General features: G+C 59.0%; 9 protein-coding genes. 4 read left to right on the top strand and 5 right to left on the bottom strand.

The genetic code is table 11. The features are described from left to right. Positions 1–8: 8 nt before the first annotated feature. Positions 9–2156: a type IV secretory system conjugative DNA transfer family protein gene (locus tag B5V02_RS02435; protein WP_111542667.1), complete on the top strand. Its 2148-nt coding sequence runs from the start codon at positions 9–11 to the stop codon at positions 2154–2156. Between the two features lie 628 nt (positions 2157–2784). Here the strand turns inward: B5V02_RS02435 and B5V02_RS02440 are convergent. The 3 genes from B5V02_RS02440 to B5V02_RS02450 form a co-directional block, all read right to left on the bottom strand. Continuing rightward, complete coding sequence (locus tag B5V02_RS02440) at positions 2785–5268, bottom strand: P-loop ATPase, Sll1717 family (RefSeq protein ID WP_245445630.1); 2484 nt, start codon at positions 5266–5268, stop codon at positions 2785–2787. 482 nt (positions 5269–5750) lie between these two features. Then, positions 5751–6386, bottom strand: a complete 636-nt coding sequence (locus B5V02_RS02445; RefSeq protein ID WP_111542668.1) for a LysE family translocator — start codon at positions 6384–6386, stop codon at positions 5751–5753. A 39-nt stretch (positions 6387–6425) separates the two neighbouring features. Next, positions 6426–7562, bottom strand: coding sequence for a trans-sulfuration enzyme family protein (locus B5V02_RS02450; RefSeq protein ID WP_111542669.1), 1137 nt, complete (start codon positions 7560–7562; stop codon positions 6426–6428). Between the two features lie 87 nt (positions 7563–7649). Here B5V02_RS02450 and B5V02_RS02455 point away from each other — a divergent pair, with 87 nt between their 5' ends. Continuing rightward, complete coding sequence (locus B5V02_RS02455) at positions 7650–8315, top strand: helix-turn-helix domain-containing protein (protein ID WP_111542670.1); 666 nt, start codon at positions 7650–7652, stop codon at positions 8313–8315. Between the two features lie 31 nt (positions 8316–8346). Further along, positions 8347–8985 (top strand): FMN-binding negative transcriptional regulator, encoded by a 639-nt coding sequence (locus B5V02_RS02460; RefSeq protein ID WP_111542671.1) that lies wholly within the window; start codon positions 8347–8349, stop codon positions 8983–8985. 116 nt (positions 8986–9101) lie between these two features. Here B5V02_RS02460 and B5V02_RS02465 read toward each other — a convergent pair whose 3' ends face one another. Both B5V02_RS02465 and B5V02_RS02470 read right to left on the bottom strand, forming a co-directional pair. Next, the gene (locus tag B5V02_RS02465; RefSeq protein ID WP_111542672.1) at positions 9102–11333 is read right to left on the bottom strand and encodes a relaxase/mobilization nuclease domain-containing protein; all 2232 of its coding nucleotides are present in this window, start codon (positions 11331–11333) and stop codon (positions 9102–9104) included. Further along, a complete protein-coding gene (locus tag B5V02_RS02470) occupies positions 11330–11737 on the bottom strand; it encodes a hypothetical protein (protein ID WP_111542673.1) in 408 nt (135 codons plus the stop codon). The genes B5V02_RS02465 and B5V02_RS02470 overlap by 4 nt, the downstream gene beginning before the upstream one ends. Positions 11738–12219: 482 nt before the next feature. Here B5V02_RS02470 and B5V02_RS02475 point away from each other — a divergent pair. Beyond that, the coding region (locus tag B5V02_RS02475; RefSeq protein WP_111542674.1) for a ParA family protein at positions 12220–12771 on the top strand (552 nt) is incomplete at its 3' end.

Genomic DNA, 12771 nt, shown 5'->3' on the forward strand with positions numbered 1-12771 from the left:
GCCCATCCATGCAGAAAATCGCAACAGCAATTTTCATGGTGCTCATGGCGATGGCTGTGGGCGCCCTGCTCTTCACGGTCGCCTATGTCGCGACAGATTGGTACCGGACCGGCTCCCACGTCCTGTTTGACCAACTGAACGCCAATCCCTTGCCGGTTGTTCGTCTGGCCTGGGCTGACGTAACTGCGAGAAATTTTGACCGGGTGCAATACGCCATTGCGGCGGGATTTGTTGGGTTTCTCTTGCCACTGGTCAGCTTGTTTCTCATGCGTCCGAGAAAGCGCAATGACTCTCGCTTCATGACCATGAGCGACGTATCAAAAACCGGCCTGACGAAAGTGGGCGGCGTCTTCGTCGGTCGAGCTGGCGGCAGGCTTGCCGAAATATTGTCGCCCAGCCGCGATCAGCGTTCCGGCAAGATCCGCTTGACGCAGCGCAAGTTGATCGGTGGCAAGAAATTGTGGATTGATGGCGATGATGTCGGCGGCTTCGTGATAGGGCCGCCGCGCTCCGGTAAAGGCACGTCTCTCATCATCCCGAACGCGTTGACCTGGCGGCATTCGCTCGTGGTTCTCGACCTGCGGGGGGAGACCTATGCGGCGACGGCCGGTTACCGTTCGACCATAAGCCGCGTGGTGCGTTTCGCGCCGGCTGATCCGGACGGCAATACAGCATGCTACAATCCGATGGACTTCATCTCGCTGGACTCAGCACAGCGCGACATCGACCTTCGCAACATCGCTGCGGCACTGTTTCCGCGCCCCCCTTCGAACGCGGATCCCTATTGGGTCAACGATGCCCGCCTCCTCTTTACCGGCATCGCGTCCTTCGTCATGGAATCGCCTGCGATCCCGAACGAGAGGAAGACCTTCTCCACAATCCTCGAGATCATGAATGGTGCCGAGCAGCCGCTCCTGGAATTTATCGGCTCGCTGCGCGAGGAACGCCGCCGCGAATGTTCGCATTTTACGCTGCAAACCCTGTTGCCCTATTTCGAAATGTCTGAGCGGCAGTTTTCCGGAATCTACGCCGGCGTCCGCACCGGCATGGCCCCCTTTCTCAACGAGCGCCTGATGCGAGCTACCTCGCGCAGCACGTTCGATATTCGTAAACTCAAGCGCGACCGGATCTCTCTTTATCTCGACGTGCGGCGCGAGCAGATCACCTCGCTTGGACCGTTGTTCAACGTCCTGATCACGCAGATGATGAACTTCATGTCGGAAACTATGCCGCGTCCGGACGAGCATCCGGTGCTTGTGCTGCTCGACGAGTTCCAGAACCTCGGCAAGCTCGAGAACGTGACCGAAATGGCGAGCGTGCTCGGCGGCAACGGCGTTTCCATGTGGTTTTTCGTGCAGTCGCTGAAGGCCGTAGACGAGATCTATCGCCAGGAAGGGCGCAAGACGCTCATCAACGCTGCTCGCGTGCAGATCTTTTTCGGTGCGCAGGACGCGGACGATCTGCGCTACGTTTCCGAGCAGCTTGGCGAAACGTCGGACGTGCAAAAGGACGTGACGCGCACCAAGGCAACGTTGTTTGACACTTATTACACGCGCTCGGAGCACCGCAAGGAAGTGCGGCGGCCGCTGATGCGGCCAGATGAAATCCGTACGCTCGACAAGAACAAGGTCATCATATTGCCGCGTGGGGAACTGCCTATCCTCGGCACCCGCAATTTCTATTTCGCCGACGGCCAGCTCGCCAAACGCGCGTTCATGCCCTTGCCCGCCTCGACCGACGCTTCGCGCACGAAAAGCCCTGCATTGGACGCTTCCGCGGCGGTTCCATCTCCTGCGCTCCCGACGATTGTGCCGAAAGCACCCACGTACCGCTCAGGCCTTATGCAGACCCGGCTGCGGCGCGGCGCGACATTTGCCGCAAAAGCAGGCCCTATAGCTCCGCCGCCGAGCCGGCGCGCAATCGTAAAAGAACGGCTGAAAGCAACAGACGCTGCAGCCGTACCAGTTTATGCCGCCATAGATTTTACCGCTTTGGCGGCCCAAGCGGTGACAACACGCATAGCGCCCGACAAAGAAGCGGCGGTTGCGGCCATCCTGAACAAGGTCCGGTCTCTGCGCGCCAACGCATCCGACACCGAGACTTTCGATCGAAATCTCAGCATCGTCGAAGATGCTTTGCCTGATGTAGTCGATTAGCCGAGCAATCTATGGCGATCGCCCGAGCCTCCCGCCCAACCGCACAGGCCGCATTTAATGCGCTAGCCGCCACGGTTTAAACTGCGAGGTCAAAGTAGCTTCCGCGTTTCAGTCGGCATTTTTTCCTTTTAGTTCCATACCAGAAATTATGCAACTTCAACGCGATTATGCTAACTTCTATAACTTAAGATTGAGATCCTCGCAGACGTCCTCAGGCTAGCTCAATCGCCTTGACCAGGGCAGTAGGGAGCCAGCCCTTGCCATTGAGCTCCTTTTCCCCCTGCAACACTCCGCCGGTCTTCGGCGCGCGCTCCACCGCCTTCTCTGCATCTTCCGGGCAGCCTGCCTCTCGCATCACCCCGCCGACGTCGGCTTTCGACAGTCGCGAGAGGAAGGAAACGCCGCGCCGCGAATGCGGCCACCACCAAGGAGGGCGTACAAAGTGGAGGCGATGAAATGCACGTGAGTCGGGCAAGTTGCCGGAGCCGTTTCGTGACGCCGAGAGCTGCTTAACAGGGCGGCCTAAGGAGCGTCAGCGTAGCGCCCCTGAAGGCGGAACGCGGGACTGACCGCCCCCGGAGAGGTGCTCCATCCGCATCACCGTAAATGGGTAGGAACCGAGTAAATCCTAATTCAGGCCTGCGTGGAATGCCGGGCTCAGCGTATAAGTCACATTCGCACCCCCTTTTTTCTCTAACACCCTCAGATGCTTCATGTCGTAATTGACATCAAATATATATGTCGTTCTCTCGGCGTGGTGGATCCCAATGAAACCATAATACAGAAGAAATTCGATTACGTTCTCAACGCGGTCGGGAGCGATATCGGCCCCAAGGACGATCTTCTCAAGGTGATCGCGACTGAAGCTCTCGCCTTCTCCAATGAAATGGTAAATCAGGGTGGTATCCGCTCCGAGAATATCGGTGAGTTCTTGATCAGCGTCGGTAATAAGATCGAGGGAATAGCTCCTAAGGCCCTTCTCGATGTCGTCCTGCTCGATTTTGTCGTGCCCAAGCCCGACTGCGAAACCGCGGCAATGCCCGATCAGCTTGATAAGATTGCGTGGCCGCATCAACGACCTCTCAATCAGAAAGCTTGATGTCTCCTCGCCCTTAAAGTGGCTGATAGCGACACTCGACCACACCTTCTCGAAAGGGGTTTTGGGCGGGAAGAGGCCTGATATAAGCCGACGGCGCAACATTTCGCGCAGGACATCTGGCTCGGTCCAATCCAGCACCGCGCGGCTTTCTTTGCCATAGTCGGCAGACGCCTCAACAAGGAGCTGATAGACGTCATTCCGCACGAAAACAACGCAGTGGAAGTCGTGCTCGTCCGATTGCATTTGGCGCTGGATCTTACGCGCTGCGTCGATCAAGGCTCGGAGGATTGTGACGTCTTCGTCGTTGAGCCCGTGTGCCGACCATCCCTTATCGAGATTGTCGAATAGCACCCACACGCTGTCCTTGAACTCGAGATATGCCGAGAGCGCATCGCGCACATCCTTGATGTTATGTTTGTAAACGAGCTCTGTAACCTGAGCCGAGGTCAACCGTTGTTCCCGGTCCGTCTGGCCGTAGGTGCGCTTGAAACTATCGACAAGCGACCTGGACAGAGATTGCAGCCGTTCCGAGAAATCACCTTCCCCGGCGTCGCCCGACTCGTAGGCTTTCTGCAGGGCCAGATACGGCTCATAGAGCCTGCCGTCGCGCATATACTTGGTCTTGTCCTTTTCGAGGACCTTATAGCAAATCTCCAGGTAGAGAACGTACTCGAACAGAGCAGTGATGAGGTGGGTTCGGGCACCCTCGGCCAGGTAATCCAGAACGTCCTCTTTAAGACGGATGAGCTGGTAGCCCTCGGGCTTCAGGTCGACCACAATGTTCTGGACCTTGGCGCGCTTCTCGTTTCGGAGCTGTGAAAATAGCGCGGTCTTTCCGGCCCCTTTTCGCCCAACCACGAGGTTGACCTCGCCACGAGAAGCTCGGCCATATTGATCCGTCCTTAGGTAAGAACTGGCTAGCGTCTGGAATTCGTTCTCTGCAATGGCATCGCCTATGGACAGCTCCGACAGAAAAGAACCTTTTGGGGCGGCAAGCGGGTCATCTGCTTGCATTCGCTCGGTCACGTCGAGCGCAAATTCATTGATGAGCTCGGCGATATCTTCGGCTTGAGAGAACGTTTTTACCATGTCCCGCACATCAAGCGGCGCAGGTCCATCCGGAGGCTGGAGGATCAGGGTGACTTTGCCCAGCCCGAATGCCAGACCGGCAATAAAAGCTGCGCGTATGTTGTGTACGTCGGCGTCGACGAAGCTAGCCGGCAACAGCGGCACGATGGCCCCGATACAGGCCGAGATGTCGACCACAGCTTTGCTTGCCGACATCCTGATTTCCTCTTGGGGTATGAAACTCCGAAACCCTAAGCGAGATTTCTTGACCCTCGCGCCGATCGCCAGCATCGGTGCGTTCGACGTCGGGGTGTTCAAGATATAAACCGGCGCCTTTTTATTCGGTTCGACCCGGAGGGGTAAGGGATTGTTCGACGTTGCGCCATGGAGAATCCTGGCTAAGCCTTGGCCTTCGGAATAGGTGGTGAAGCCCAAAGTGTCGAAGATCCCGATTTTCGTTATCAGCGAGGCCTCGCGGGCGATGTTCTGGTTGCGGACCAAGTGCACGCGTTTTCCGAGGCCAATAGCGTAAGCAATCTCAAACGTGACGTTGAAGTTCATTATTGTCACGTCGGCGAACAGCATGTCCGCATCGGAAATCGCCTCGAATATTGGGTCCGTCAATGGCCTGCCGGAAATGTCATTTTCCTGCCAAAGCGTTATCTCAAGGTCCCGGCGCGACTGACTTAATACCTGCTTGGCGGACCGGATCGCCTCAATCACGTCGCGCTCAGACGACGGATATGCAAAAAATGCCTTCATATTCCCCCCCAAGACTTCTTTATAAATAATTATCTCCTTTTCAAAGTTCCAGCTGTTGATCCAGTTGAGCACAAGAATTGACGGTGGGCAGTTCACCCAAGGCGCGCTCACAGCTGCAGTAACAGCTGTGCCGTCGATCAGGGCGTACACCTTTCTTACACGCGGGGCTTGTGCAGCGTCCACGTCACCCCCCCAGATTTCAACCTAGGCAACCTCATCCATCGGGAACGCAGGCACGTCTTTGTTGGCACAGGTCAGGCTTGGCGGATTGCCGCGCCGAAAAGGTTCAGGCTGGTTTCGCCGTTGATCACGGCGACGAGCACGATTGATAACCGGCGCAGATCACCACCATATTTTCGCGGTTGTCTCCCATCGCCTTTAACAGCGTGTTCATGGCCTCTTTGCATGCCTTGTCGTGGGGCGCACCCACTGGAATCAGTCGGTCATAAGGTTAAGCCCCTTTAGTAGCCGTGCGTGGGTATGGGAGTGTTTATTCCGTACATGCATAGCCGAATAAATCGGATGCGAGATTCTGGGGGCGTCAGGGACTGGTTCCGCCACGCCCCCTAGGCCTAGCATCTTGGCCACCGCCTCGGTGACAAACGCTGTCCCGCCTTGGTTTTTCAGGAGGTAGGGCAGTAATCGCTCTAATGGGAGACGCTCTTTCAGATTCGAGAGAGCACGAGCCTTAGACCCGCATAGCCGAGACTGACTGCCAAGACTCCCTTAATTCCCCGCCGCGCCCGCCGATACATCCTGACCATGGGTTGCGTGGAAAACACGACGGCATATCCGCAAAAAATCGTCACGCTCAGCACCGCGCATCCTGCGAGAATGAGGATTACGTCCGTCGCCGACGCATCCGGGCCAAGTCCAAGTGTGACCAACGCTATCCAGGCAAGAATCGACTTGGGATTGCTTAGATGCATCAGCAGACCACGCCTATAGAGTGCCAAGCCAGACACCGCCCGGTTGGCCATAGCCGTAGCACTCTCGGGCTTCTCGGGTGTCAAAGCTCCCCTCGCCGCCTTGAACGCAAGGAAGAGCAGATAACAGCCCCCTAGGATTTTCAGAACGACGAGAGCCTGTGCGTAGCTGGCCAGAAGGGCGGAAACGCCCGTGGCCGCCATGACGCCCCTGAAAACCGACCCGGTGACAACGCCGGCGGACAGAGCGAGGGCAGCCTGGCGGCCTTGATGCATCGCGGTTCCCATGATCCGCATGGTGCTCGGGCCTGGGCTGCCGGCTGCGATAATGTAGGCGGTATAGACGAGTAAGAGATGGCTCAGGTTATGGTCCATCACAGATCCTTCGGCAGACGAGGGCCAACTGGCCGCGCTTTATGCGTTGAAAGTTGCGCCCAGAGCCTGCATCAGATCGTCAATGATGTCCTGAGGGTGCTCGAGCCCCACGGACATACGCAGCAATCCGCCCGGCGCTTTGGACTTCGCACCCTCGACGGATGCGCGATGCTCGATCAGAGAGTGCGTCCCGCCCAGGCTTGTCGCCCGGACGACAAGCTTGAGGCGGCCGGCCACCACCATCGCGGCATCAACTCCGCCTTCGACGATAAAGGAAAGCATTGCTCCGTAATCGCTCATTTGCCGCGTAGCCAGATCGTGTCCCGGATCATCTTGCAGGCCTGGAAAGAGCACCTTCTCGACGCGTGGATGAGACGCCAGGGCCTCCGCAACCTTCTGGGCGCCTTCGCAATGAGCGCGCATGCGGATCGGCAAGGTCTGCAGCCCCCGTAATGCCAACCAACAGTCGAAGGGTGCTGCGACGCTGCCCTTGTGTTTCTGGACCATCCGTAGCGGGTGTTCGAGTGGTGACGTGGGCGGGACAACAACGACGCCCGCCATCAGATCCGAGTGGCCGCCGATGTACTTTGTCGCCGAGTGCATGACCGCATCCGCCCCAAGTTCAAGCGGCCGCTGAAGCACGGGCGTGGCCCACGTGTTGTCCACCACCGCCATCGCGCCGGCCTCATGCGCGATTTTGCAGATGGCCGAAATGTCGACAACGCGGATCATCGGGTTCGACGGCGTCTCTACCCAGACGAGGCCGGTCCGCTTTGAGGTGACCGCGGCACGCACCGCATCCAGATCGCGCATATCGACCGCGGCGAAGTCGAAGCGAGAGCCGATATCGGTTTCGTCCATCAGCGAGCGGATGCCAAAATACATATCGTCGGGAAGGACGATCCGTCCCGTCGACGGATGGCTCTCAAAGACCGCAGTGATTGCAGCCATGCCCGACGCAAAGGCTATTCCTTCGTGTCCTCCCTCAAGCGCGGCCATCGCCGACTCGAATGCACTACGCGTCGGATTTGCATCACGAATGTACTCGAACCCAAACGGAAACGAGCCGTCGGCGCCGCGCTCGAAGGTCGCGCTGGTATGAAGCGGTAATGAAACCGCGCCCGTGGATGGATCAACAGCTCGACCGCTATGGATTGCCTTCGTTTCAAAGCGCACTGGCCAATTCCTCGGTTTAGACCCGGTTGCAATTTCGCGCTGGTCATTATATTGACCGTAGGCGATGCAAGAGCCTAAGTCAATATAATGACCGACATCCCGACACCTTTAGAGACCGAGCAGGAGCTTGGACAGGCGATTGCGATCCGGATCCAGGATCTGAGACGCGACCAAAAACTGACACTGGATAGCCTGGCCAAACTGACCGGCCTGTCCAAGGGCACGGTCGTAGCCCTTGAGCAAGGCAAAGCGAACCCGAGTATCGCCATCCTTTGCCGTCTGGCGGCGGCGTTCTCGCTATCGGTTGCCGATCTGCTGAACGACGAACCTTCCACAGTTCCCGACCGTCCGATCGAACGGAGTATCTCCAGGACGCTTTGGACGAGCGCCAAAGGCAGCAAGGCACAGCTTCACACATCGACCTCGGGACGCACGATGTTCGAACTTTGGAGCTGGGTCCTCATGCCGAGCGATGTGTTTGCCGCCGATGCGCACAGTCCCGATACGCGCGAACTGCTCTCGGTTACCCAAGGCTCGCTCAAGGTCACGGTGGGAAGCGACGAGATCATTCTAAATGCAGGCGAGAGTGCGCGCCTCGTTACAGATCAGCCCCACTCGTATGCCGCGGCATCTGACGTGCCCGCCCACTTCTCGATGGCGGTTCTTGAGCGCGGCGGACAGCGGGTTCCGGCCCCGTCTTCGCAGGCAGCTGCGTCGCCCCTGGCTGTTTCGCAAGACCTCGCAGACCACTGACAACTGCCCCTTCACGACAGGAGACTCCCCTTTGTACGTTCCTCCACATTTCGCCGTGCCCGATCAGAACGCCCTCTTTGATCTTATCGAAAAACACCCGTTTGGCATCCTGATCACCCACAGCAATGGCTCCCTCGACGCGAACCATATCCCTTTCGAGCTCGACCGCTCAAAGGGCGATAAGGGCGTCCTCAATTGCCATGTTGCCCGCAAAAACCCTGTCTGGGAGGAAGTTGCCAATGGCGATGAAGTCCTCGTCGTCTTCCGAGCGGCCGACGCCTACATCTCGCCGAACTGGTATCCAAGCAAACACGAATTCCATAAGCAGGTGCCGACCTGGAACTATCTCGTTGCCCACGCCCATGGTCGAATCACTGTCCGGGACGATGAGCGCTATGTGCGCCGCAACGTCGCGAAGCTCACCCACATGCACGATGCCAACCAGCCGGCCCCGTGGAAGATGGGCGACGCGCCGAAGGATTTCATCGACGCAATGACCAAAGCGATCGTGGCCTTGGAGATCGAGATCACCAGCCTGGTTGGAAAATTCAAGCTCAGCCAGAACAAAGAGCTGCGCGACATCCAGAACGCCGGGGAGACGCTAAGTGCTCAAGGCGCTGTTGAGGTGGGACAGGCGATGCTCGCGGCTGCAGCGGCCAAATCCCAATAGCATCTAACTGTCCCGACAAAGCTGCCGATGCTGTTCCCGAACCTCGGAGGCAAGAACGAGCCTTGGCGACATCGTCGCACTCTCCCGCGCCTTAAGGGCCGGAAAGCGATCTTTGCTTAGCGCTCGTAATCATTATCATTGGAGCGCTGGGTCTGGCGGTCCTGCTCTTCAGCCTGCTGAGCCTTCTGCTTGTTCGCGTCCTTCTGCTTGGCTCTCATCTCCTGCTCGGTGCCGGTGCGCGGCTGCTCCGGCTGGCGGGGATCGTCCCGAGTTGGAAGGTCTCTCCCTCGCGCCTCGCGCTCGGGGATCGGCTCGCCACTGCCACCACCACGAAGCTGTTGCTGCCGCTCGAATTGCAGCCGCGCGAGACGGTCGTGCATCTTGTCGTTGACCTCTTCACGATACTGTTCGAACTGTCCTTGATGCGCCGGCGGCAGCGTCTCACGCATGTTGTCGAGAGCCTGATTGACGCGGGCCATCTGACGCCGCATTTCCAAGGGGGTTTGCGCCATGTTCAAATCTCCTATCAGTGCATTCAATTCTCTCATACCGGGATGGGACAGGAAAGACTTCTGACTCGTTTGATCAGCTCCGCGACCCGCGGCAGGACCTGGCTGCCCCTCCCCTGCTCGATCGCGACGGAACTGCAGAAAATTGTTGCCGATCGACTCCGCTGCCATGAGAGCCTGACCGACTATGCCCGCGGTCCGCATCGTAGTCACAGTCTTTTGCCATGCGGCAGCGATTACATCGCCGTTAGCGACAAGGGACTGCCCATCCAAACGGCGTTGCCGCTTGGCCTCCACCCGCTCGATCGTCCTGGCGCTGACCTGGTAGCGCGGATCGCTCTGGGCGCGGCTGTAGGCTCCGGCATGCTCCTTCGTGAATGACCGCGTCATCGCATGATCCATGCGCCGCGTCGCCACCATCGCAATGCCGTTCTCGCGTGCCTTTTCCGCAAAAGTCTCGCGCCAGGCGATCAGATCTGGCTTGTAGAACTTCAGGCGTTCGCCGTCGGCTGACCGTGCCTGCACCATCGCATGGACATGGACGTGCTTGGTGTCCTTGTGATGCGCCAGGACGAACTTGTACCCTGGCGCATGCTCCTCAAGCACGGCGCGCGCCGCGGCCATGACGGCGTTGGCATCGGTGCCAGCCCTTGCCGAGAAAAGCAGGTGATAGGCATTGCGGCGTTCACGCCCCGAAAATTGCGGGCGCCATTGTTCGTAGACCGAAGCCGCCGCCTTGGTCGAATTCTTCACCCCGGGTACAGGCTCGCCATTTGCGTGGCGAACCTGACTGTGGGTGCGGATGAACTTCTGCAGGAAATATTTCGCTTTGGGTTCGCGGCTCACGGCCGCCGTTACCTCTGCCTTGGCTACCACCCCCGCGGCACCCATAGCCTCAGACAAACGCGCCTCGATCTTGTCTAGCGCCTTGCTGCGCGAATTCTCCCGACCCCCGGCCAGGACTCTCGCAAGCGGTCCGGCCCGCTCATCGGTGTGCGCGTATACCTCCACCGCCTGACCATCCTGTGCATAGATGAACGGTTTTGCACCGAAGGCTTTGTTCAAGGCTTCGCCCAAGGCGGCATCGGTAACCTCGCCGTCGAGCTCGAAACGAACCTCGATAAAATTGGTGTTTTCCAGGGGCGGTTCGAACGTCTCGCAAAAGGTTTCCAGGAACGCCTTTCGTGCGCGGCCTGCCGCAAGGACCTGCCCGTCCTCGTCGAAAATCTCGATGTCGTGTTTCTCGCCTTTTTCGTCCTCGCGCTTCCCGATGTAATTGAGCAGCCGTGCGGCGGCTTCCTTGGTCGAGGGCGGATTGGGCATGACCTTGAACACAGCAGGCTGCGCACCCGCCGCATAGCCTGCCCGTGCCGCTACGGCCCGCGCCTGATAGGCGACCCGCGCCGCCCGTCCTGTACCGCTCGGGCGACCAGCGCCACGGCCGCCGCCGCCGCGCCGCTTCCAGTTCTCCTCCTCTTCTTCCGGCCGAAAACCGGCAAGCGTGGCGCCATAGACCATGATCGGCGCGCTAGCGGCCTCGGGCGAACTCGCAGCAGCAGTGGACTTCGGAGCACCGCTGGAGACGGAGCTCCCCGCCATTCCTCTCCCTCCCGGCGACGAACGAGGGGCGTTCCCGCCGCCCGTCGAGCCGGCTTGTCCTTGCCCGAGGCGTCCGCCGCCACCGGTCCGCTCATAACTCTTCATCGCCTGGAATTCGCTGGCCTCGCGACGGGCGCCCGTCGCGGACTTGTCGTCGTCCAGCTCCTCACGCTTCACGCCGGACTCACCCCGCAGATAGCGTTCGATTTCGGCCGCGTAGCCAGCAAGACGACCGCTCATGGCCTGGCCTCCCTCGCCTTGCGGGACCCGCCAGTCATCGCCTTCAGTTCCTCGCGGAACTGCCGCACCAGGTTGCCCACGGCGATCAACGCCTGCTCAAGATCCTCATCATGAGCAACACGGCCGTCGTTGATGGCGCGCACGGCCTGATTGAAATTGATGCCGACACGCCGCAGCTGATCGGTCAGGTCCACGATCGCCGGCCGCAACGCCTCTGATGCGATAGGCAGATACCCCGCCTCTGCCTGCACAAGACGCCGGACGACCTCGCTGACAGTGACGCCATCCCGCTCCGCAATGGCTTTGAGGCTGGCCAACTCGTTAGCCGAAAACCGGATGTGCGTCACCTCGCCGTAGCGTCGTGACGCGCTCTTCACCGCTGTTTTCTGGGCGTCTGCATTCATCTCTCAAGCCCGCTTGCGGGCGATAAGGCCCGCCAGGGCCGCGCCGCTTATTTTGTGTGTATCACAAAATAAGCTATCCTGCCATCCAATCCAATAGGAAGAAGCATAGAGGGAGGGCCAGGCCAACGTTCCTTTCTCACCAGCCCAGTTGTCATCGGCAGCGGCCCGGTCGCGATGTCTCCATCGTGACTTGATGTAATGTGTCTATGATACGGTGAGGACTTGTTTCCATGCTGACATGGAAACACCAGAGCGGTTCGTAGTCACGAACAGCCGCCGGATTCGATCCTCATAAAGATAGCAGCCTCGTAATGATTGCACCCCTGGGCTAGCCTTTTGGTGCGCGCCTGGGTTGCCAAACCGGCCTGCCCCGTTGACTATGTCACCAAGTTTCGACCGTGTGACATTGTTTCCATGTGTCCATGATGACTTGTCTCCATGTTAACATCGAGACAAGGAGACAACGCCGGAAGGGGGCCCCCATGATCATCTCCGCTGCGATCCCCAAGGGCGGCACTGGCAAATCGACGCTGCTACGCACCCTCGCATCCGTCGCGCTGCATCGCGGCTATTCGGTCACTCTTATCGACGGCGATCGGCGGCAGAATATGAACCGCTGGTTCCAGATGCTCGGTGACGCTGGCAATCGTCCTGACAGGCTCCAGCTGGTAAGCGCGATGAGCCCGCAGGAAATCCTCGACGCCGCAGCCACTCACAACGGTGAGCGTTCCGTCGTGTTGATCGACACGGAAGGCACCACGAACGACAACCTCATGGCCGGGCTCTTCGCGGCCGATATTGTGGTCGTGCCGGTCTATTTTGCCCTCGACGATGTGACCGCCGCCATCCAGATCACCGACCACTACATTCCGCTGGCGGTTGAGAGCCGGGGTAGACCGCTGCCGGCGATATTCGTGCTGACCAAGCAGACCATCATCGATGGCAGGGCGCGAGCACTTGACGAACTGGGCGCCATCAACCCGCCACACGGCCCACAGATGCACCAACACGTCCAGACCAAACGTGTTACCCAC

This window comes from Mesorhizobium kowhaii (genome assembly GCF_003253745.1).
Lineage (GTDB): Bacteria > Pseudomonadota > Alphaproteobacteria > Rhizobiales > Rhizobiaceae > Mesorhizobium > Mesorhizobium kowhaii.